The sequence below is a fragment of the Pigmentiphaga sp. H8 genome (genome assembly GCF_003854895.1).
Lineage (GTDB): Bacteria > Pseudomonadota > Gammaproteobacteria > Burkholderiales > Burkholderiaceae_B > Pigmentiphaga.
The window spans coordinates 257,575-279,511 of sequence record NZ_CP033966.1; the positions used below are offsets into that span (position 1 = coordinate 257,575).

At 67.9% G+C, this 21,937-nt stretch carries 19 protein-coding genes; 11 read left to right on the forward strand and 8 right to left on the reverse strand.

Going from position 1 to position 21,937, the window contains the following annotated elements:
* Positions 1 to 125: 125 nt before the first annotated feature.
* Complete coding sequence (locus EGT29_RS01245) at positions 126 to 1,565, reverse strand: FAD-binding oxidoreductase (RefSeq protein WP_161567649.1); 1,440 nt, start codon at positions 1,563 to 1,565, stop codon at positions 126 to 128.
* Between the two features lie 174 nt (positions 1,566 to 1,739).
* Here EGT29_RS01245 and EGT29_RS01250 point away from each other — a divergent pair, with 174 nt between their 5' ends.
* Both EGT29_RS01250 and EGT29_RS01255 read left to right on the forward strand, forming a co-directional pair.
* On the forward strand, positions 1,740 to 2,492 hold the full coding sequence (locus EGT29_RS01250; protein WP_124687323.1) for an SDR family oxidoreductase: 753 nt from the start codon (positions 1,740 to 1,742) through the stop codon (positions 2,490 to 2,492).
* Positions 2,493 to 2,522: 30 nt separating this feature from the next.
* Complete coding sequence (locus EGT29_RS01255; protein ID WP_124687324.1) at positions 2,523 to 4,211, forward strand: SulP family inorganic anion transporter; 1,689 nt, start codon at positions 2,523 to 2,525, stop codon at positions 4,209 to 4,211.
* Here the strand turns inward: EGT29_RS01255 and EGT29_RS01260 are convergent.
* On the reverse strand, positions 4,201 to 5,061 hold the full coding sequence (locus EGT29_RS01260) for a LysR family transcriptional regulator (RefSeq protein WP_124687325.1): 861 nt from the start codon (positions 5,059 to 5,061) through the stop codon (positions 4,201 to 4,203). The two genes, EGT29_RS01255 and EGT29_RS01260, sit on opposite strands and share 11 nt — an antisense overlap.
* 97 nt (positions 5,062 to 5,158) lie before the next feature.
* Here EGT29_RS01260 and EGT29_RS01265 point away from each other — a divergent pair, with 97 nt between their 5' ends.
* Positions 5,159 to 5,599: a multidrug/biocide efflux PACE transporter gene (locus EGT29_RS01265; protein ID WP_238160261.1), complete on the forward strand. Its 441-nt coding sequence runs from the start codon at positions 5,159 to 5,161 to the stop codon at positions 5,597 to 5,599.
* A 213-nt stretch (positions 5,600 to 5,812) separates the two neighbouring features.
* On the opposite strand, the gene EGT29_RS01270 is transcribed toward EGT29_RS01265, so the two are convergent.
* The 4 genes from EGT29_RS01270 to EGT29_RS01285 are packed head-to-tail and all read right to left on the reverse strand — an operon-like array spanning position 5,813 to position 9,012.
* Complete coding sequence (locus tag EGT29_RS01270) at positions 5,813 to 7,072, reverse strand: muropeptide transporter (RefSeq protein ID WP_192901783.1); 1,260 nt, start codon at positions 7,070 to 7,072, stop codon at positions 5,813 to 5,815.
* Entirely contained in the window at positions 7,069 to 7,398 is a 330-nt protein-coding gene (locus EGT29_RS01275) for a hypothetical protein (protein ID WP_124687326.1), read from the reverse strand. Before EGT29_RS01275 ends, EGT29_RS01270 begins: the two co-directional genes overlap by 4 nt.
* Before the next feature lie 22 nt (positions 7,399 to 7,420).
* Positions 7,421 to 8,095 (reverse strand): orotate phosphoribosyltransferase, encoded by a 675-nt coding sequence (locus tag EGT29_RS01280; protein WP_124687327.1) that lies wholly within the window; start codon positions 8,093 to 8,095, stop codon positions 7,421 to 7,423.
* Between the two features lie 35 nt (positions 8,096 to 8,130).
* Positions 8,131 to 9,012: a helix-turn-helix domain-containing protein gene (locus tag EGT29_RS01285; protein ID WP_124687328.1), complete on the reverse strand. Its 882-nt coding sequence runs from the start codon at positions 9,010 to 9,012 to the stop codon at positions 8,131 to 8,133.
* Between the two features lie 355 nt (positions 9,013 to 9,367).
* On the opposite strand from EGT29_RS01285, the gene EGT29_RS01290 reads away from it, so the two are divergent.
* The 4 genes from EGT29_RS01290 to EGT29_RS01305 all read left to right on the forward strand — a co-directional run bounded on the left by EGT29_RS01290 (position 9,368) and on the right by EGT29_RS01305 (position 13,808).
* On the forward strand, positions 9,368 to 10,618 hold the full coding sequence (locus tag EGT29_RS01290; protein WP_124687329.1) for an MFS transporter: 1,251 nt from the start codon (positions 9,368 to 9,370) through the stop codon (positions 10,616 to 10,618).
* 199 nt (positions 10,619 to 10,817) lie between these two features.
* Positions 10,818 to 11,585: a dihydroorotate dehydrogenase electron transfer subunit gene (locus tag EGT29_RS01295; RefSeq protein WP_238160262.1), complete on the forward strand. Its 768-nt coding sequence runs from the start codon at positions 10,818 to 10,820 to the stop codon at positions 11,583 to 11,585.
* Positions 11,585 to 12,520: a dihydroorotate dehydrogenase gene (locus EGT29_RS01300; RefSeq protein WP_124687331.1), complete on the forward strand. Its 936-nt coding sequence runs from the start codon at positions 11,585 to 11,587 to the stop codon at positions 12,518 to 12,520. The genes EGT29_RS01295 and EGT29_RS01300 overlap by 1 nt, the downstream gene beginning before the upstream one ends.
* Positions 12,521 to 12,545: 25 nt before the next feature.
* The gene (locus tag EGT29_RS01305; protein WP_124692171.1) at positions 12,546 to 13,808 is read left to right on the forward strand and encodes a hydantoinase/carbamoylase family amidase; all 1,263 of its coding nucleotides are present in this window, start codon (positions 12,546 to 12,548) and stop codon (positions 13,806 to 13,808) included.
* Positions 13,809 to 13,813: 5 nt separating this feature from the next.
* On the opposite strand, the gene EGT29_RS01310 is transcribed toward EGT29_RS01305, so the two are convergent.
* On the reverse strand, positions 13,814 to 14,719 hold the full coding sequence (locus tag EGT29_RS01310) for a LysR family transcriptional regulator (protein ID WP_124687332.1): 906 nt from the start codon (positions 14,717 to 14,719) through the stop codon (positions 13,814 to 13,816).
* Positions 14,720 to 14,812: 93 nt separating this feature from the next.
* Between EGT29_RS01310 and EGT29_RS01315 the strand changes: the two genes are divergently transcribed.
* The 4 genes from EGT29_RS01315 (at position 14,813) to EGT29_RS01330 (ending at position 20,303) form a co-directional block, all read left to right on the forward strand.
* Complete coding sequence (locus tag EGT29_RS01315; RefSeq protein WP_161567650.1) at positions 14,813 to 16,831, forward strand: metallophosphoesterase; 2,019 nt, start codon at positions 14,813 to 14,815, stop codon at positions 16,829 to 16,831.
* A gap of 44 nt (positions 16,832 to 16,875) precedes the next feature.
* Positions 16,876 to 17,844, forward strand: coding sequence for a tripartite tricarboxylate transporter substrate binding protein (locus EGT29_RS01320; protein WP_124687334.1), 969 nt, complete (start codon positions 16,876 to 16,878; stop codon positions 17,842 to 17,844).
* A gap of 247 nt (positions 17,845 to 18,091) precedes the next feature.
* Positions 18,092 to 19,042 (forward strand): tripartite tricarboxylate transporter substrate binding protein, encoded by a 951-nt coding sequence (locus tag EGT29_RS01325; protein ID WP_124687335.1) that lies wholly within the window; start codon positions 18,092 to 18,094, stop codon positions 19,040 to 19,042.
* 22 nt (positions 19,043 to 19,064) lie between these two features.
* On the forward strand, positions 19,065 to 20,303 hold the full coding sequence (locus EGT29_RS01330) for a serine hydrolase (RefSeq protein ID WP_238160511.1): 1,239 nt from the start codon (positions 19,065 to 19,067) through the stop codon (positions 20,301 to 20,303).
* 63 nt (positions 20,304 to 20,366) lie between these two features.
* On the opposite strand, the gene EGT29_RS01335 is transcribed toward EGT29_RS01330, so the two are convergent.
* Positions 20,367 to 21,923, reverse strand: a complete 1,557-nt coding sequence (locus EGT29_RS01335) for an AMP-binding protein (RefSeq protein WP_124687337.1) — start codon at positions 21,921 to 21,923, stop codon at positions 20,367 to 20,369.
* Positions 21,924 to 21,937 lie beyond the last annotated feature (14 nt).

Here is a 21,937-nt window from a genome sequence, read left to right on the forward strand (position 1 = left end):
CCCCCCAGGGGGCGGCACTGGCGGACCGGCGGAGCCGGATCCGCTGTGCCCTGGGTCTGGATCGTGGATACGAGAACGGCCTTGCATTCAATGGTGCAAGGCCGTTTTTGTTTTTCTGGAGAAAGTCAGGATTGGGGGGAGGGGCCGAAGTGAACCTGGCCCAGCGCATGCCCGGGGTCGATGGCCTGCTGGATCTTGCCCGACAGCGCTTGCGCCTCGGGCGAGGCATAGCGGTGGTAGAAGCGTTCGTTGTAGGGGCCGACGCCGTGTTCGGCGCTGAAGCTGCCGCCGAACTGGCGGACTACCAGGTCGTAGATCGCCAGCCGTAGTTTTTCCACGGTGTCCGTGTCGTAGGCGGGCGTGGCGTCGTGGGGCCAGACGATGTTGAAGTGGGTGCCGCCGTCGGCCCAGTGGCCGAAGTCGAACAGACGCAGCCAGGGAAAGTCGGATTCCAGCATCCGCCGCGCGGTGGTCTGGAAGTCGACCATCGAGGAACGCGGCACGGCGATGTCGAAGGCGATCAGCTTGCCCTGGTGGCGGATGGATTCGCTGATGGAATGGCGGATCTTCCAGAGGTCGGGGCCGCCATCCAGCACGGCGTTGGCCACGAGCACGTCGAACTGCCGTTCCAGGAAGTCGTTCAGCGCCGACTGCAGGTCTACGCCCAGCACTTCGCGCGACGAGGTGGCGGCCAGTTCCACCAGCAGGCAGTAGTCGGGAATGGGCTCGGGGGCAAAGGGATTGGCGACGCCGGGCACGTGGTCGATGACGGACTGGACGGTGGAGCTGGACATGCCTTCGTAGGCGGTCAGGAAATCGCCGAACTCACTCTCCAGCGCGATCAGCAGTTCCAGCACGGCTTCCTGGCTGGTGGGCACGATCAGCGCGGTGGCCGTCTGGCGGGGCAGCGGATGGACCTGCACCACGGCGCGGGTGATGATGCCGCCCGCGCCGCTCACGCCGACGAAGAACTGCTTGAGGTCGTAGCCGGTATTGTTCTTGCGCAGGCCGCTCATCAGATCGAGCACCTGCCCGGGCGGATCGGCCAGCACGACTTCGATGCCCAGCAGGTTGTGGCGCACGTCGCCGTAGCGGATCAGCCGCGAGCCGCCGGTGTTGGTGGCGATCATGCCGCCCAGCGAGGGGTTGGCGCCCAGGTCGATGGGAAAGCACAGCCCATGGTCGGCCAGCTTGTCGTTCAGTTCCTGCAGCGTGACGCCGGCACCGACGGTGGCGGTGCGGTTGGCGCGGTCGATCGCGATCTCGCCGCGCAGCCGCTCCAGGCTCAGCACGACCTGGGTGCCGCTGGCGTTCGGCGTGCTGGCGGCCACGAGACCGGTATTGGCGCCCTGGGCGATCAGCGGCGTGCCGGTGTCCACGCAGTAGCGCACCACTGTGGCCACCTCGGCGGCCGAGCCGGGCCGAACCACCAGGGCGGCCTTGCCATCGCCATAGCGGGCGCCGGTCTCGTAGCGGGCCTTGTCCGCGGGATCGGCATAGACATTCGCCTGGCCGACCAGTCCGGCCAGCGCGGCGTGCACATCGGAAATGGGAAGGGACGTCATCTTGCTCTCTGTGGTGCCGCGGACGCGGTTCTTTCCGCAGTATCGCAGATTCATCCATGGCCGGCCGGCTTGGCTTCCCGGCGACAAAGGGGGTAGGCGAGGCCGGCCTCTTAATGATTTTTGGTAAGAACTACATGATTAAAGGTGATAATGATGGGCTTACGAGAGGGGAGCATGAACGTCTTCATCACTGGCGCGAGCAGCGGCATCGGCCAGGCGCTGGCGCGCCGCTATGCGGCGCTTGGCGCGACCCTGGGGCTGGTGGGCCGGCGGCGGGAGGCCTTGCAGGCGCTGGCCGCGTCGCTGCCGGGCACGCACCGCTGCTATGCGCTGGACGTGCGTGACCGCGATGCCCTGCATGCGGCGGCCCGGGATTTCCTGGCCTTGGGCGGCACCGATCTGGTGATCGCCAATGCCGGCATCAGCACCGGCACGCTGACCGAGGAAATGGAAGATTTCGACGCTTTCCGCGCCGTGATCGACACCAACCTGATCGCCATGGTGGCGACCTTCGAACCGTTCATCCCCGCCATGAAGCAGGCCGGCCGGGGCCACCTGGCGGGCATCGCCAGCGTGGCCGGCATACGCGGACTGCCCGGCGCGGGGGCGTACAGCGCGTCCAAGGCGGCCGTCATCGCCTATTGCGAAAGCCTGCGCAACGAGTTGTCGCCCCAGGGCATACGCGTCTCGACCATCGCGCCCGGCTATATCCGCACGCCCATGACCGCGCGCAATCCGTATTCGATGCCGTTCCTGATGGATGCCGACGTGTTCGCCGCGAAGGCCTCCCGCGCCTTGGACCGCGGCGTCCGCTACACCGTCATTCCCTGGCAGATGGGCATCGTCGCCAAGCTGATGCGCCTGTTGCCCGATGCCGTCTACGACCACTTCGCCGTGCGCGCGCCGCGCAAGCCGCGCCACCTCTGACCTCGCCGATCCCGACCCGGCGCATTTTCCATGTCCGCTCTGCTCGCCCGCTATCTTCCCTTCCTGAACTGGCCCCGGCCCAACGCCGCCGATCTGGCCGCCGATGCCCGGGCCGGCTTCACGCTCGGCCTGATCCTGGTGCCGCAGGCCGTGGCCTACGCCATGCTGGCCGGCATGCCGCCCATCACCGGCTTGTACGCCGCGCTGATTCCGCCGGTGATCAGCGTGCTGTGGGGATCGTGCCAATTGCTGGGCGCAGGGCCCGTCGCGCTGACCAGCATGCTGGTGGCGGGATCGCTGTCGGGCATGGCGGCAGCCGAGTCGGCGCGCTGGGTCGAGCTGGCGATCTGGCTGGCGCTGATGGCGGGCGCGATCCAGATGCTGATCGGCGCGACCCGGCTGGGCATGGTGGTGAACTTCCTGCCGGGCTCCGTCGTGGGCGCGTTCACCCAGGCCGCCGCGTTGCTGATCATGCTGTCGCAACTGCCCGCCATGCTGGGACTGGACTGGAGCGGGGCGCGCGGCGCGCTGGCCGCGGCCGATCCGCGCGGCCTGCTGGGCAGCGTGGACTGGACCGCGTTCGCCTTCGGCGTGGGGACGCTGGTGTTCCTGTCCGCGCTGAAGAAGCACAGCAAGCGCCTGCCCATCGTGCTGGCGGCCGCGCTGGTGACGGGCCTGGTCAGCTGGGCCATCGGCTATGGCGAACGGGGCGGCGCGGTGGTCGGGACGCTGCCGGCCGGCCTGCCGCAGTTCACCGTGCCGGCATTGCTGGACTGGGAAGACTACCGCAGCCTGCTGCCCGCGGCGGCGGTGATCGCGCTGGTCAGTTTCGTCGAGGCGCTGTCCAGCGCCAAGACCATCTCGCGCAGCACGCGCCGGCGCTGGAACGAGGACCAGGAGTTCATCGGCCAGGGGCTGGCCAAGATCGCCAGCGGCCTGAGCGGCGCCTTTCCGGTCAGCGCCTCGTTCTCGCGCTCGGCGCTGAACCTGTTCGTGGGCGCGCGCTCGGGCTGGTCCGCATTGTTCGCCTTCGTCTGCGTGCTGGCGAGCCTGCTGTTCCTGACCCCGGCCATCGCCCACCTGCCACGGGCCTTCCTGGCGGCCGTCATCATCGTGCCGGTGTCCAACCTGGTCGCGCCGCGCTTCTTCCTCCGGCTGTGGGCCACGTCGCGCGCCGAGGCCATCATCGCCGCGTCCACGGCCGTGGCCACCCTGATCGCCGCGCCCCAGTTGCAGTGGGGCATCCTGGCCGGCTTCATCCTGTCCCTGGGCTACTTCCTGTACCAGCGTTCGCACCCCCGCATCGTCGAGGTGGCCGTCCATGCCGACGGCACGCTGCGGGACCGCCTGCGTTTCGGCCTGCCGCCGCTGGCGCCGGACCTGCTGGCGGTGCGCATGGACGCCGGGCTGAGCTTCGTCACGGCCAATCCGCTGGAGCATTTCGTGATCGAACGCTGCCGGGCCGATCCCGGCATCAAGCGCGTGCTGATCTACGCGGGGCCGATCAACAGCATCGACGTGACCGGAGTCGACACGCTCATCTACCTGATCGGGACGCTGCGCGACCAGGGCGTGGACCTGTACCTGGCGGGCGTGAAGAAACAGGTGGAAGACGTATTCGATACCGCGGGCGTCACGGCCATGCTGCCGCCCCACCACATATTCCGTACCGAGCGCGAGGCCATCGCCGAACTGACGGCGGGCGCGCTCAGGCCTTGAGCAGCTCCTCCAGCATCCAGGCGCCGGCGGGGCCCAGGGGATGCTGGTTGGACCACACCACGTCCACCGGCAGCAGGCGCTCCTGGCCGGGCACCTGCAACTCCACCAGCCTGCCCGCGGCGAAATGGGTCACGAGCCAGCGCGGCATCCTGGCCCAGCCGAAATTCATGACCGCCATCTCCAGCAGCATCAGATAGTAAGGCGCCGACCAGGTGCGGCCTCGCGCGATGCGGCGGCCGTCCTCCTCGTAGGGCGCGATGCGCAGTTCGCGCGCTTCGCGCAGGTCGGCCTCGGTGACCGTGCCGGACTTCGCCAGCGGATGGTCCTTGCCCGTGACCACCACCATTTCCGACAGGTCCGGCAGCGTGCGGTGCTCCACGTCGGGCGGGTACTGCTCTTGCGCGCGCACCAGTCCCAGATTGGCACGGCCGCGCTGCACGGTGGCGACCGTGTCCCAGTCCTCGGACATCATGCATTCGAACTCGATGTCGGGATACTTGCGATCGAGCGCGGCCAGGATGGCCTCGAAGCGCTCGGACTGGTAGGTATCGGACAGCGCCAGCGTAAGCCGCGCCTCGTGCCCCTGGGCATAGCGGCCAGCGGCGCGGCCCAGTTGTTCGGCGCTGGCCAGGACCTGGGCCGCCTCCACCAGCAGCGCCCGCCCCGCCGGGGTCAGCGTGGGCTGGCGGGTGGCGCGGTTGAACAACTGCACGCCCAGGTCGATTTCCAGGTTGGCGATGCTTTCGCTGATGCTCGACTGGCGCTTGCCCAGCTTGCGCGCGGCGGCCGAGAACGAACCCAGCGCGGCCGCCTGGGTGAAGGCCGCAAGCGCTTCCAGGGAATAAGCCATGCCCCGCTTTCTATCGGAAAATCCGATGGTAATTACATTTTATTTAACGGAAGTATGGCAGAAAATACCGATACGACATCAACGGAAGAGGTTGAACGTGTTGCAGAACAAGAAATCGCTGCGTGAGCGCCTGGCGCACGCCCTGTGCTTCGAGATCATCGCGGTGGCGCTGTGCGCGCCCGTGCTGGCCTGGGTTATGGGCAAGCCGCTGCTGCATATGGGTGCGCTGACGGCAGTGATCTCGCTCATCGCCATGCTGTGGAACATGGTCTACAACGCCGGCTTCGAGCGCGTGGAGCGCAGCCTGGGCTGGGTGCGCGACACGCGGGTGCGGATGATCCACGCGCTGGGCTTCGAGTCCGGCCTGATCCTGATCGTGGTCCCGCTGGCGGCGTGGTGGCTGAGCATTTCGCTGTGGGAAGCGCTGGTGCTGGATATCGGGTTGCTGCTGTTCTTCCTGCCGTATACCTACGTGTATAACCTGGCGTATGACCGGCTGCGCGTGCACTGGATGCGGGAGGCGTGTCCCGGCGCTTAAGCCAGGGGTAAGCCCCGACTGCCATCCTCCGCAGCACCGCGCCGGCTTCGGAAACGATCACGCAGAACGTCACCAACAACTACTACGACAGCGGGAACGACGGCCGCCCGGATGCGGGCGGCGATGCGCAGGCCTATGACACGTCGGCCTACGATTCCTTCTGACGATACGTTCCCGGACGACGACTTCGTCTGACGGCCGCCCCAGGCCCGGTCAGGCCTGGTCCAGCGCCCGCACGTCGGCCCGCCGCCACCACAGCAGAGCCATGCCGGGCAGGGCGATCACCACGGTGACCAGGAAGAAGGTCGGCCAGCCGTAGTTTTCCACCATGGGCGGAGCCAGCGGCCCGGCCAGGTAGGTGCGCCCCACGGCCGACAGGGCGGACAGCAGCGCGAACTGGGTGGCCGAGAAACGGTGGTCGCACAGGCCCATGAGCAGGGCCACGAAGGCGGCCGTGCCCATGCCGCCGCACAGGTTCTCGATGCCGACGGCGGCGGCCATCAGCAGGATGCTCTTGGGGCTGATGGCGAGCAGCCAGAATCCCAGGTTGGAGACGGCCTGCAGCAGGCCGAACAGCATCAGCGACCGGAACAGCCCCAGCTTGGCCAGCAGCGAACCGCCCGCCAGCGCGCCGATGATGGTGGCGCCCAGGCCCAGCACCTTGTTGATGGTGCCGACCTCGGTGGCGGAGAAGCCCGCGCCCCGGATCAGGAAGGCGGTGGACAGGCTGCCGGCGAAGGCGTCGCCCAGCTTGTAGAGCACGATCAGCACCAGCAGCACGATGGCGCCGGGGCGGCGGAAGAATTCGACCAGCGGTCCGGTCACGGCCTCGGCCAGCGTGCGGGGCGCGGCGGCGGGGGTTTCGGGCTCGGGGGCCCACAGCGTGGCCAGGACCGCCAGTCCCATCAGGCCGCCCATCAGCATGTACATGTTGCCCCAGCCCAGCCAGCTGTCGGCGATGACCAGGGCCAGGCCGCCCGATACCAGCATGGCCAGCCGGTAGCCCAGCACGGACACCGCGGCGCCGGCGCCGCGTTCTTCCTTGCGCAGTACGTCGGTCCGGTAGGCGTCGAAGGCGATATCTTGCGAGGACGAGCAGAAGGCGACGAACACCGCGATCAGCGCCAGCGGCAGCAGGGCATTGCTGGGCGAGAGCAGGCCCATGGCCATGATGGCGAGCGCCAGCAGCAATTGCGTGACCACCATCCAGCCGCGCCGGCGGCCCAGCAGCGGCGGCGTGTAGCGGTCCATCAGCGGCGCCCACAGGAACTTCAGCGTGTAGGCGGAGCCGACCAGGGTCAAAAAGCCGATGGCCTGCAGCGACACGCCGTCCACGGTGGCCCAGGCCTGCAGCGTGCCGCTGGTCAGCGCCAGGGGCAGGCCGCTGGCGAAGCCCAGGGCCAGCAGCGGCGCGACGCGCCGGTTCGTGTACAGCGACGAGGCGGCCGCGGGCGCCTCCGGGCGGGCGTTCAAAATATCTTTCCGCTGCGGCCGTAGTCCAGCACGATCCAGTTCAGGGCGGCGACGAGATCCTGCGCCGTGCCGGTCCTGAATGCTTCGTCGAGCCGGTTCATGTAGGAAAGGAGCTGGGTCTTCGCGGTTTCGGCGAAGGCGGGCGCGATGCCCTGGTCTTCATACAGCAGCACGTACGAGCGGGCGAAGCCATAGACCAGGAAGTAGGCGGCGGCATGTTCCGAGTCGCTGGAGACCAGCGCCAGCGAGCCTTCCTTGACCTTGAGGAAACTGTCGGTACCGGGGGCCTGGGCGGCGAAACGTTGGATCAGATCGGTGAAGTTCATAACACGTGGGTAGCGATAAGAGTCACGGAAGGCGGGAGATGCCGCCGTGGGCCTTGGACCATTCGGAAGTATGGAGCAGGAATCCTTCTACTTTTTCGATGTCGGCGGCGGTCAGGACCGTGCCTGTCCTGGCCTGCGCGATGATGTCCTGCCAGGTGGCCAGCGCATGCATCGTGACACCGATTTCTTCCATGGTACGCCGGCTTTCGACAAACGTATCGTAATAGAAGATGCTCAGGACGTGGGCCAGCTCCAGGCCCGAATCGCGTACCGCCTTGCAGAAATTGCGCTTGCTCTGGCCGTCGGTGGTCAGGTCGTCCACCAGCAGCACCCGCGCCCCGGGTTGCGCCATGCCTTCGATCTGCGCGTTGCGGCCGAAACCCAGCGGCTTCTTGCGCACGATCAGCAGCGGCAGCGACAGCCGGTCGGCCAGCCAGGCGGCGTAAGGCACGCCGGCCGTCTCGGCCCCGGCGATGGCGTCGATGTTCTGCACGCCGACGCGGTGCCGCACCACCGCCTGCGCCGCGTCCACCAGCACCTTGCGCCCGGCCACCGATGAGATCAGCCGCCGCACGTCCACGTACACCGGACTGGCCCAGCCCGAGCGCAGGATGAACGGCTTGCCCGAGCTGACGTGTACCGCCCCCGATTCCAGCAGCAGCTGCGCCACCGTCGATCCGATAGAGGTTTCTTCCATTTCACTGTTCCATGTGTGGGGCGAACGACCCGGGGTCAGACCACCTTCAGCATGCTGCTGAGAAGTTCCGCCGCCTGTTGCCCTTTGTAGGCGCGTTCCCATAGGTTTTCCACCATTTTCGTATAAAGCTCGACCGCTTCGGGCGCCGAGGTGATCTGGGCGATGCCAGTCGCGACGTTGGGCAGTTCGCCGAAGCGGAACGGGCTGAACGCCACGAACGACGCGCTGGGCCGCTCGAATACCTGGAAGGTGGCGTTGGGCATGCTGTCGTCGACGATGCCGATCTGCATGTCCATGGGGTGTTCGCGCAATAGATCGATGATCCGCTCGACTTCGCGCCGCGCCGCCAGCGACCGCTCCATGCGCACCGCGGGCGGCAGGTCGATGCGGCCCACCAGTCCGAAGTGGACGAAGCGCTCGATCTCGCGCAGCCCGATCAGGCTGATGATGGGCGGGCGGCGCCGGGCATAGGCCCGCTTGCGCTCGCCCAGGATCTTCATCAAGGCCTGCGTGCGCTCGGGCTCGATGCCGGGGTGGGCCTCGTGCAGCATCTGTTCCAGGTAGCCGGCGTATTCGTCCGAGGTCAGCAGGAAGGAGATGGGCTCGAAATGGGCCATGATGCGCGTGGCGTCGGTTTCGAGCTGGCGCATGCGTTCGATGTAGGCCACCGGCGAGGTGTAGTACTCCGCTCCCACGCCCAGCAGCGAGGCCAGCGAGGTGTCCAGGATGTGGGCCAGCCGCTCCAGCGTCTCGATCTTGACGATTTCGCCCTTCTCCATGCGGTACACCGCCGCCCGCGATACCCCCAGCCGGGCCGCGATGTCCTCGGCCCGCAGCGAGGCGCCTATCCGGTAGGCGCGCAGCCTTTCCCCGATGGCATGGAAGTCGACGGCGTGCGATCTGGAAGAAGTGGTCATCGAAGCAAGTCTAAAAAATAAGATTCCTGGATTTCGAACCGCTCGTGCGCGCCGCCCCGGAATCGAGCGGAGCACCCCTTCGATGCCCAGTGTTAGTGCGGGTTTGCACTAATATCGTGCGCGCCTGGCAACATCGGGATTTACCTTATCAGCTTAGTTAAATTTCGCTTGAAAGGTAAGAAAAAGTGCCTTAGTCTAAAAAAAAAGACTTTCGGCGTAAATAGTTTTTGCCTGCTCCATGCCACAAGCATGTCCGGCACGGGCCGTCTCCTCCAGGGACGGCGCCGGCGGGAGGCAGCCGCCGCCTGGCAGCACTTTTTGATTCATGGATCTCTCTTCCTTTCGGAGATAGGAAATGGCAGACAAATACGCCGCGAGTCCCGGGGACATTCCCGCGGGCAAGGCGAACGAGGGCGAGGACTACGCCCGCAAGGCCGTCATCGCGTCGACCGTGGGCTACGCCCTGGACGGTTTCGACCTTCTCATCCTGGGCTTCATCCTGGCCGCGATCTCGGCGGACCTGGGGCTGTCCAGCACCCAGGCCGGGTCGCTGGTGACCTGGACGCTGGTCGGCGCCGTGGTCGGCGGCATCGTGTTCGGCTGGTTGAGCGACAAGTACGGCCGCGTGCGCGTGCTGAACTGGACCATCCTGTTGTTCGCGGTCTTCACCGGCCTGTGCGCGCTGGCCCAGGGCTACTGGGACCTGCTGGCGTACCGCACCATCGCCGGCCTGGGCCTGGGCGGTGAATTCGGCATCGGCATGGCGCTGGCGGCCGAGGCCTGCCGGCCCGAGCAGCGCGCCCGCATGAGTTCCTACGTCGGCCTCGGCTGGCAGGCCGGTGTGCTGGCCGCGGCGCTGATCACCCCCATCCTGCTGCCCATCGTGGGCTGGCGCGGCATGTTCGCCATCGGCGTGCTGCCGGCGGTCGTGGCCTTCGTCATCCGCCATTTCATCGGCGAACCCAAGATCTTCGTCGAGAGCCAGAAGTCCACGGCGCCGAAGGACAACGCGTTCAAGCTGCTCGTGGCGGATGCCAAGACCACGCGGGCCAGCCTGGGCGTGGTCATCCTGACCTCGGTGCAGAACTTCGGCTACTACGGCGTGATGATCTGGATGCCGTCGTACCTGAGCAAGCAGTTCGGCTATTCGCTGACCAAGTCGGCGGGCTGGACGGCCGTCACCATCCTCGGCATGGCCTTCGGTATCTGGCTGTTCGGCCAGTTGGCGGACCGCGTCGGCCGGCGTCCCATCTTCCTGCTCTACCAGGTGGGCGCTGTGTTGTCGGTGCTGGCCTATTCGCAGCTCGAAGCGCAATACGCCCTGCTGATCGGCGGCGCCATCATGGGCATGTTCGTCAACGGCATGCTGGGCGGCTACGGCGCGCTGATCTCCGAACTGTATCCCACCCGGGCGCGGGCCACGGCACAGAACGTGCTGTTCAACATCGGCCGTGCCGTGGGCGGATTCGGGCCGCTGGCCGTGGGCGCGGTGGCCGCGAAGTATTCGTTCAGCCACGCGATCGCGCTGCTGGCGTCGATCTATGTGCTGGACATTCTCGCCACGCTGTTCCTGATCCCGGAACGCAAGGGTGCCGCACTGGAGTAAAGCCCCCCCCTACGCGCTGACGCGCGCCCCCCAGGGGGCGGCACTGGCGGACCGGCGGAGCCGGATCCGCGGTGCCCAAGGTTGGTAGTAGTCATGAGCGCTGGGGAGTTTGCAGCGCAGAGGAATCAGAATGGAAGTTGTGTCGTCCGAATCGCATGTCGGGTGTTGCGCCGGACCTGCCGCGCCGGATACGCAGGGCGTGGTGATCAGCAATGCCTGGGTCAACCGGGACTACAAGCATCTGGTGCTGGATGCCGGGTTGCCGGCGGCTGGGGCGAAGGCGGGGCAGTTTTTTCATTTGCTGTGTCCCGCCACGGAACAGGATTCGCCGTTCTTCCGCCGGCCCATGAGCACCTACCGAGCCGATCCGGCCACCGGGCGGGTGGAGTTCCTGTACAAGGTGACGGGCGCCGGCACGCGCGGGCTGGCCACGCTCGAGGCGGGCGACAAGCTGCCGATGCTGGGGCCGCTGGGCGTGGGGTTCACCCTGCCCGCGGGCGCGCGCCACATCGTCGTGCTGGGACGCGGCGTGGGATTGGCGACGCTGGCGCCGCTGGCCGAGATGGCGGCGCAGGCGAGGGTGGGCGTGACGGCCATCCTGAGCGCGCGCGACGCCGCCAACCTGATGTCGCAGGACCGCTTCACGGCCATTGGCGCCACCATCGTCGAGGTTACCGACGAGGCCGGCACCAGCTCGGTCGAGAACGTCGAGCGCCTGCTGCGCGAGCTGCATGCCGCGGGCCGCGCCGATGCGTTCTATACCTGTGGTTCGTCGCGCCTGACGCTATTGATGCAGCGCCTGGGCGCCGAGTTGTCCGTGCCGGGCGAAGTGGCGATGGAGCAGCAGATGGCCTGCGGCATCGGCATGTGCTATTGCTGCGTGCGCGCCTTCCGCGAAGGCGACAGGCTGGTCAGCAAGCGCGTCTGCTGGGACGGTCCCGTGTTTCCCCTGGCTGAGGTGGCGTGATGATCGACCTGTCCGTGGATGTAGGCGGACTGCGCCTCTCCAATCCCGTGATGCCGGCCTCGGGCACGTTCGCCGACGGGCTGGCCAATACCATCGATTTCAACCGCCTGGGCGCGTTCGTCACCAAGACCATCACGCACGAGAAGCGCACCGGCAATCCGGTCCCGCGCGTGGCGGAGGTGCACAGCGGCATGCTCAACGCCATCGGCATCCCCAGCAAGGGATCCGACTATTTCATCCGCGAGAGCATTCCGTTCTACCGGAAGTTTTCGCCGCCGCTGGTGGTCAGCATCTCGGCGCCGTCGAACGACGGCTTCGCGCGGCTGGCGGCCGAGCTGTCGCAGGTCGAGGGCGTGGCCGCCATCGAGGCCAACATCTCGTGCCCCAACATCGAGGAAGACGGCAAGGCCTTCGCGATGCATGCCCGCTCCACCGCCGCGGTGGTCAAGGCCCTGCGCGCCTCGACCTCGCTGCCGCTGTGGGTCAAGCTCACGCCCAATACCGGCGAGATCGCCAACGTCGCCCGCGCGGCGCAGGAAGAGGGCGCCGACGCCATCGTGGCGGCCAATACCATCCTGGGCATGGCGATCGACATCGACACGCGCCGGCCCAAGCTGGGCAACGTCATGGGCGGCATGTCGGGGCCGGCGATCAAGCCCATCGTCGTGCGCATGGTGTACCAGTGCCATCGCGCCGTCTCGATTCCCATCATCGGCTGCGGCGGCATCGCCACCGCCGAGGACGCGATCGAATACATGCTGGCCGGCGCGAAGGCCGTGCAGGTGGGGACTGCCACCTTCATCCATCCCACGGCCATGATCGACGTGATCGACGGCCTGGTGCAGTACTGCCGGCGCAAGGACCTGCCCGGGCTGCAAGGGCTGGTGGGGGCGGTGGAAGACACCGGCTTCGTGCCTTTCGAGGCGATGGCTTGAGGGCGACATGACAGCAGCAACCACGATGGCCGGCGCCAAGGCCATTCCCGGACGGCAAGATGCGATCGATCTGTTCGAGCGGATCCGCCAGCTCAGCTTCGATGGCGTCGGCGTCTCGCGCGAGAGTTACGGTCCCACCGAGACGGCCGCGCTGGACGCGCTGGTCGAATGGGCGGGCGGGCACGGCATCGCCGCGCGGACCGATCCCGCCGCCAACGTGGTGTTCTCGCTGGCGGAAGCGGGCGGGCAGGCGCCCATCGTGTGCGGGTCGCACGTGGATTCGGTGCCCCAGGGCGGCAACTACGACGGCCTGGCCGGCGTCATCGCCGGCCTGCTGTGCCTGAAGCGGCTCAAGGACGAGGGCGTGCGGCTGGCGCATCCCTTGTGGGTTGCCGGCATGCGGGGCGAGGAAAGCGCCTGGTTCGGCAAGGCCTACATGGGGTCCGGCGCCATCCTGGGCAAGCTCAAGGCGGACGATCTGGCGCTGCGCAACAAGCGCAGCGGCCGCACGCTGGCCGAGGCCATGGCCGGCGTGGGCGCCGACGTGGACAGCATCGCCGCCGGCAAGCCGGTGCCCTGGGTGTCGGGCGTGCGCGCCTACCTGGAGCTGCACATCGAGCAGGGGCCGCTGATGGTGGCCCGCAAATGGCCCACGGCGATCGTCTCGGGCATACGCGGCAACATCCGCCACAACCTGGTGCGATGCATAGGCGAACCCGGGCACTCCGGCGCCGTGCCGCGCTGGCTGCGCAACGACGCGGTGTTCGCGGTGTCCGACCTGCTGATGCGGCTGGACGAGCACTGGCGCGTGCTGCTGGAACGCGGCAACGACCTGGTCGTGACCTCGGGCGTGATGGGCACCGACCCCGCCGAGCACGCCGTGTCGCGCATTCCCGGCCGGGTCGATTTCAGCTTCGAGGTGCGCAGCGAAAGCACCGAGACGCTGGAGGAGTTCTACCGCGTGATGCGCGCCGAATGCGACGAGGTGGCGCGCCAGCGCGGCGTGCGCTTCGAGTTCGACCGGCGCATCGAATCGGCCCCGGCGACCATGGATGCGCAACTGGTGCAGCTGCTGCTGGACACCTCGGCGGAACTGGGCCTGCCGGCCGAGAAGATTCCCAGCGGCGCGGGACATGACGCGGCCCTGTTCGCCAACGCCGGCATCCCCTCGGGCATGATCTTCATCCGCAACGAGAACGGCTCGCACAATCCGGCCGAGGCCATGGAGATCGACGATTTCATGGCGGGCGTGGACATGCTGTACCGGTCGCTGCCCAAGGTGATCTGAGTCCCCTAGCGGGAACCCAGGGCCTCGACGACGGCCTCCCGCAGGGCCTCCGTGGCCGCCGTCGGCGCCGCCGCGGCGCGCATCATCCAGTGCACCTCCCAGCGCGTGTCGCCGTGCTCGATGCCGCGCACGTCGTAGTGCGCCGCATCCAGGTGGCGGGCGGCGAAGGCCGGCAGCAGCGTCATGCCCAGGCCGCACCGGACCATCTCCAGCGCCGTCGAGTACAGCCTGACCTCCTGCACCGTGTTCAGCGCCACGCCGGCCCGCGACAACTGCAGGAAGACCTCGCGCCATTGACCGCTGACGCGGTCCGTCAGGATCACCTCGGCGTGCTGCAAGGCCTGCCATTTCATCCTGCGTCCGCCCGCCGGTGCGGGCGGCGCCTTGCCGCGCGCGTACACCGCATGCATGCGGTCGCGCACCAGCGGTTCGGTGCGCAGCACGGTGGCCAGGGCCGGACTGGAGCCGGGGGAGCCGATGGCGACGTCCACCTCGTCGGCCGCCAGCCGCTGCGAGGCCTGCTCCACCGGCACGTCCAGCACGTCGACCGCCACCAGGGGATGCCGCGCGCGGAATAGCGCGAGCGCGCGCGGGAAGAAGGTCGCCGCGGTCAGCGGTCCCACGGCAACGCGGATGCGGCCGCCCTGCAGTTCCCCGACGCTGCGCAGTCCGGCCACCGTGCGATGGATGTCGGCCAGCACGCGGTTGGCCGTCTCGCAAAGGGTCTTGCCCGCGGCCGTCAGGCGCACCGTCCGGCCCCGCTCCACCAGCACCACGCCCACCTGCTGTTCGAGTTCCTTGATCATCACGCTGACCGCGGACTGCGTCAGCGCCAGCGCGTCGGCCGTCGCGGTGAAACTGCCGGTATTGGCCAGGGTCGCGAGCGCATGGAGTTGACGGAGCGTAACCATGATTTTTATGAATCCATGGATTAGAAAAATGAATTTTATTAATTCATGGCCTTGCTGGATACTGGCCCTTCGCTTTCATGGCCGACCCGCAACATGGCTTCTTCTCTCTTTCGCTTCGCCGTCATCGCCGACAGCCACGTCAATCCTTCGGAGCAGGACAACATCTCGCCGTTCGAGTCGCACCGGCTGACCAACGAGCGGCTGCGGCATACCGTGGCGATGCTGAACACGCTGGCGCCGGATTTCGTCGTGCACGTGGGGGACATGATCCATCCCGTGCCCGAAGCCGTCTCCTATCCGCAGGCGGTCCGGCAATTCCGCGACACCATGGCGGAACTGGCCTGCCCGGTCCACCTCGTGCCCGGCAACCACGACGTGGGCGACAAGCAGGCCGACTACGTCCCGGCGGGCGCCATCCGCCCCGAGTACGTGGAGCTGTACAGCCGGCACTTCGGGGAACATTTCTACGGCTTCGACCGCCAGGGCTGCCACTTCGCCGTCATCAACACCTCGCTGATCAACTCGGGACTGCCGCAGGAGCGCGAGCAGGCGGCCTGGCTGGAGGCGGACCTGGCGGCGCACGCCGGACAGCGCATCTTCCTGTTCATGCACTATCCGCCCTTCGTCGCCACCCGGGACGAACATGGGCACTACGACAACATCGACGAACCCGGACGCAGCTGGCTGCTGGACCTCGTCGCGCGGTACCAGGTGGCGGCGGCCTTCACCGGCCACGTGCACAACTTCTTCCTGAACCGCCACGGCGACACGAATTTCTACCTGATGCCGTCCACCGCCTTCGTGCGCGCCGACTATTCGGAAACGCTGCACGTGGGCCAGCCGCCCGAACACGAGAACGGCCGCAACGACGTCGCCAAGCTGGGCGTCATGGTGGTCGACGTCCACGAGGAAACGTTCGTGGCACGGTTCCTCCGCAGCTTCGGCGGCGGGCAGGGGCTGGCGGCCGCGCAGCGCGACTGGCCGCGCCTGCCTCCCTCGGCCGGCGAGCTGCCGGCGCCCGGCGTGGAGCTGCGCCATGGCTGGACCGTGCTGTACGACATTCCCTACAGCAGCATGCTGGACGAGTTCCGGCGCAAGCGGGCGCGCAACGACTACCCCATCCTGGCGCTGTGGGAGATGGGCGTGCGCCGGCTGCGGGTGCCCCTGGACGACCTGCTCGATGCGGCCTCGCGCGCGCGGATGGAAGCCGTGGCCGAGCAGGGCTGCCGCTTCGCGGTGTTCCACTTCGGCTGGCCCGACGAGGCCGCGCTCGAGATCGTGCGCCAGCATCGCCACCTGCTGGACGGTCTGGAGCTGATCCTGAGGTGGCCGCCCGCGCCCGACCTGGAAGCGCGGCTGGCGGCGGCAGGGGAGCGCGCGGGCGTACCGCTCGTCCTGTCGCGCTTCTGGAACGCCTCGGGCGAGTCGCGCGACGGCAAGCAGATCAAGCTGCTGGTGGACCATGGCTTCACGGTCGACGACGAATTGCCCGCCACCGCGCAGGTGGACGGCCTGGTCTTTCGCATCGCCCGCGACATCTGCGCGCGCGAGGGCATCGCGCGGGCGGCGGCCGCGGCCGAGGGCAGGGGCCTGCGCGCCCAGGTGCACGTGCGGCTGGCCGACGACAGCCCCGCGCAAGCGCAGTACGACGAATGGCGCAATACCTGCCGCGTGCTGGAGACGGCGCTGTGCAGCCACTTCCATCGCGGCCATCGCATCTTTCTCGACACCCTGGGCGACGTGGATCGCGGCTACTTCCCGCGTACCGGGCTGATCGACCGCCGGGGCAACCCGCGCCTGGCCGGCCGGGCGCTGCGCAACCTGAACGGCGCCTTGTCGGAGTTGCCACCGGTGCGGACGCTGGATTGGCACGAGAGCGCCGACGGCGTGCTGGGCGTTGCCCGCGCGGGCGACGCGGTGCTGCTGCTGCCCTTGGCGGCCGAGCCTGGCCGGGCCTGGCGGGAGGCGATACCGGATCTGGCGGACGGCTGCCAGGGATACCGCCTGGACCTCGGCACCGGCGCGCAGGCCACGGTGCCAGCGCAAGCCGGCGGTTCCTTTCATTGCGACGCCGGCGAGCCGGCCTTGTGGGTCCTGCGCCCGGTGCCCTGAGCGCGCCGCTGCACAGGATGTCTTGATTCACCAGGGAGAATGCCATGATGTCCCGATTGTCCTGTCTGAGCGCGATCGTCCTGCTGTCGGCCCTCCAGCCGGCGGCGGCTCAGCCTTATCCCGCGCGGCCCGTGAAGGCCGTCGTTCCCTTCCCCGCGGGCGGCGCCATCGACGTGGCGGCGCGGCTCGTCCTGGAAGGCGTGGCTGCTTCGCTGGGCCAGCCCATCGTGGTCGAGAACAAGCCCGGCGCATCGGGCAACATCGGCACGCAGCAGGTCGCCCGCGCGCCGGCCGACGGCTACACCCTGCTGCTGGGCGCCGCGGTGAACACCGCCGTCAGCCCCGTCATGTACACGAAGCTCGATTACAGCGTTGACAAGGACCTGACGCCGCTGGCCCAGTTCGGCAATGCCGCCAACCTGATCTACGTCCATCCTTCCTTCCCGGCCAGGACGCTGGCCGGCGTGCTGGAGGAACTCAAGCGCCATCCCGGCAAGTACGCCTACGCGTCGCCCGGCAGCGGCACGACCGTCCACTTGACCATGGAGCTGCTGCGCGCGCGCGAGAACCTGGCCGTGCAGCACGTGCCGTTCAAGGGCAGCCCGGCCGCGATATCCGCTGTCGCCGGCGACCAGTTGAAGCTGGGGATAGACGCCGCGGGCCCCACGCTGCCTTTCGTGCAGGGCGAGCGCGTCGTCCCCGTGGCGGTGACGGCATCGAAACGGCTGGCGGTCCTGCCCGACGTGCCCACCTTCGCGGAAGCGGGCGTGAACGTTGCCCTGCCGTCGTCCTACCTGGGCTTCTACCTGCCCGCCGGCGTGCCGACGGGCATCGCCGAACGTCTGGCGGCGGAGGTCGAGAAGGCCCTGGCACGGCCCGAGGTGGCCGGCAAGCTGCGGCAGCTGGGCGTCGAGCCCGAGTTCCTGGGCCCCCAGGCCTTCGCCGCCCGGGTCAAGCAGGAGCGCGCGATGTGGGCCGAGGCCGTCAAGCTGTCCGGGGCGACCATAGACTGACGGGGCAATTCCCGTTCGTTATCGATCCCGACCATTCCGTTATCCAGGTCTCCACGCGTCCTCATTAAGGTTCCCCTCTCATCACAAGAGGGGAGAGGAGTGGCCAGGCATTTGATCCCGGCGCAGTATGCTGCGGGCCATGGCCATGCTTTCCAGGCGCTCCATGGCGGCTTCCAGGCCGCTGCGCGCTGAATGGCCTTCATCGGAGAAGAGTATGGAATGGTTAAGCAGCGATAGGCGCGGCTTCATGCGTCTGGCGGGGGCTGCGGCCCTGGCGACGGCCGCGGCGCCCGCGCGCGCGGCCTGGCCGGATCGGACGATCCGGGTCGTCGTCTCCTCGGCGCCTGGCGACGGGGTGGATCTGCGCACCCGCGAGTTCCTGGCGTCGCTGGCACCCGAACTGGGCAATCCCACCATGTTCGTGGACAACAAGCCGGGGGCGGGCGGGCAGATCGCGGCCCAGTCCCTGCTGGGTTCGCCGGCCGACGGCTACACCCTGTTCGTGGCCAACGCGGGCATGACCATCATCCCCAGCTATTTCCGCAAGCTGCCGTTCAATCCCCTCAACGATTTCGCGCCGGTGGCCGTCGGCGGCATCGCGCCGGTCGGCCTGGCCGTGCCTGTCTCGAATCCTGCCGGCAGCCTGAAGGAGTGGCTGGAGTGGGCGCGCAAGCAGCCGGGGCTGAACTACGGCTCGTCTTCCAACGGGACTGTGTCCAGCCTTTACGGCTTTCAGGTGAATGAGCAGTTCGGCCTGAAGGCCGCCAACATTCCCTACAAGAGCACGAGCCTGGCGCTGCTGGATGTGGCCCGAGGCCAGAACGACTTCATGATGCTCGACATCCTGGGGCTACGCGCCCTGACCGAGAAGGGCGACCTGAAGATCCTGGCGACGACGGGCACCGAGCGGTCCAAATACCTGCCGGACGTGCCCACGTTCAAGGAACTGGGGCACAAAGGCTTCGAGCGCACGGGCTGGACGGTCTACGTGGTGCGCAAGGGAACACCCGCCCCCATCGTTCAGGCGCTGGCGGACGCCATCAACAAGACCAATGGCTCGGCTCAGTGGGAACGCAAGCGCGAAGAGCTCTGGTCGGTCTGGAAGCCGCTGTCGATCTCCGAACTCGAACAGCAGTTCAAGACCGAGACGAAGGAATGGGGTGCCCTGGTCGCGCGGTCGGGTGTATACGGAAACTGAATCGGACGAACCTGTGAACGCCATGGAAGACCTGCAAAGCCAAGCCGCCGCCTACCGCGGCCATCCGCCTGTCGAGGTGATGACGGGCTATCCGCCACCTGCCGGCTCGCGCGTGACGCCCGAGAACTGGTTCAAGCTGCCCTATCTGCGCTGGAGCCTGATGAACCGTTCCCTGTCCGTGCCAACGGTGGATGTGTGGCGGGGCGCGGGCCCGGTATCCGCGCTGTCCGTCGGCCCGGCGCTGCCCGAGGACGTGAAAGTCACCGGCCTGGACGGCAAGCCGGCGCCGCTGCTGGACCACCTGCGCTCACTCGAGGTCGACGGCCTGCTCGTGATGCACGACGGCGCCATCGTATTCGAGCGCTACTTCCACGGCATGCGGCCGCAGATGCGGCACGGCACCGCGTCCGTCAGCAAGTCCTTCCTGGGCGTCGTGGCCGGCGTGCTGGCGCATCAGGGTGTACTGGATTTCAGCCGTCAGGCGTCATACTACGTGCCCGAGATGCGCGGCGCGGCCATGGGCGGAGCCACCCTGCAGCAGTTGCTGGACATGCAGGCCGGCATCGTGCGGCCAAGCCTGGACGGCCGCCCGGGCAACCTCGGGCCGCAGGACGGCGGCGTGTACGAGATCCTGGGCCTGCTGCCCCGGCGCCCGGCCGCTCCCGACAACTTCTACGATTTCGTGCTGCAGAAGCCCGCCTCGGGCGAGCACGGCCAGAAGCTCTATTACGACAACGGACCGCCCGAGGCCCTGGCCTGGACGATCCGCCGAGCGACCGGCAGGCCGATCGCCGAGTTGTTGTCCGAACTGGTCTATCAGCCGCTGGGGCCCGAACGCGACGCCTTCTATTCGGTGGATCCCACCGGCGCGGAGTTCACGGCGGGCGGCCTGGCCATGACGATGCGCGACATGGCCCGCTTCGGCGAACTGCTGCGCAATCAGGGAAGCTGGAATGGCAGACAGGTGGTGCCCCAGTCCTTCATCGACGACCTGCACCATGGCGGCAACCGCGCCTTTCATGCCGAAAGCCGCTTCGCCGCCGCCAATCCCGGCGGCGCCTACCGCAACTACTTCCACGTCGATGGCGGACGGTGGCAGGGCCTGTGCGCCCATGGCCGCTATGGACAGCGGATCTACGCCTCGACCAAGGCCAAACTGGTGGTGGCCCAGTTCGGCGCGGCGCCGGGCACGTCGCCGCACCCGTTCGAGGTGCCCATCGCGCGGCTGCATGCCGAGCTGGCGGATCTGTTGAACGGCTGAGTCCGCGCGGTTCGTCCGTGTAGTCCGGGCCGGGGCCGACATCATGCGTCCCCGGCCTTTCGTTCAGGCCACGCGCCTGGCCTGCCCGGCCCAGTAGCGTTCCTTCACCTCCTTGCGCGACAGCTTGCCGTTGCCGTTCTTGGGCAGCTCGGCCACGAAGTCCACCGAGCGTGGCTTCTTGAAGTCGGCCAGCAGGGCGGCGCAATGCCGGATCAGCGTGTCGGGGTCGGCCTGTCCGCCTTCCTTGAGCACGACCACGGCCTTGACCGCTTCGCCCCAGGTCTCGTCCGGCACGCCGATCACGCAGGTCTCGTACACCGCCGGGTGGCGGTACAGCGCGGCCTCGACCTCCGACGGATAGACGTTGAAGCCGCCGGAGATGATCATGTCCTTCTTGCGGTCGACGATGTACAGGTAGCCCAGCTCGTCCATGCGCGCGAGGTCGCCCGTATGCAGCCAGCCGCCCTCGAGCGCGGCGGCCGACAGCTCGGGCTCGCGCCAGTAGCCGGCGAAGACGTCGGGACCGCGGACCACGATCTCGCCGATCTCGCCCGGCGCGACTTCCCTGCCTTCGTCGTCGAACAGCCGCAGGTCGGATTCGCCGAACACGCGGCCGCAGGACGACAGCAATTCATCCCGGCCGTTCTCGATGGCGTCGCGGTGGTCCTGGATGCTCAGGGTCACCAGCCCGCCCGTGGTCTCGCCGGCGCCGTAGCCCTGCGACAGCACCGGGCCGAAGGCGCGCCAGGCCTCGCGTATGCGCGCGGGCGCGATGGGGGCCGAGCCGTAGGTCATGGTCTTGAGCGAGCCCAGGTCGTAGTTCTTCAGGCCAGGGTGGGCCAGCAGCATGTTGATCATCGTGGGCACGACGAAGGCATGGGTGACGCGGTACTTCTGCAGCGAATCCAGATAGACCTCGGGCGAGAAGCGCTCGTGCAGCAGCAGCGTGCCGCCCTGCGCCAGGAAAGGCTGCATGAACATGCCGCTGGCATGCGTGATGGGGCCGGCCAGCGCCAGCACGTCGCCGGGCTGCGCGCGCATGCGTCCCATGACGACCTTGCGGATGGAGGCCATGCGGTTGCCGGTGGTCTGCATGGCGGCCTTGAGCTTGCCGGTCGAGCCGGAGGTGAAATGCAGCACCGCCAGGTCGCCCGGCTCCAGTTCCACGTCGGGGCTGTGGGTGGGCTGGCTGGCAATGAAGTCCTCGTAGGGGCGGTAGCCCGGCGCCTCGGCGCCGAAGACGATGCGGTGCCGGATGGAGGGAATGCCGTCGGCGATGGCCGACAAGCGCTCCGCGTGGACCGGGCCAGCGATCAGTACCGCGGGTTCGGCGTTCGAGAGGGTGTCGCGCGCTTCTTCGTCGGACAGCCGGGCGTTCAGCGCGACCTTGACCAGGCCGGCCTTGTACAGGGCGCTCTCGATTTCGATCAGCTCGGGCTGGTTCCACGACTGGATGGCCACGCGTTCGCCCTTGGCCAGGCCCAGCGCCAGCAAGGCGTGGGCCAATTGGCTGGATCGCTGGTCCAGCTCGCGGTAGCTCAGGGGCTGGTCGCGGAAGATGACCGCCGGCCGGTTCGGCCAGTAGCGTGCGCTGCGGGTAAGAAAACGTCCAATGTTCATATGCGCCTCGAAGG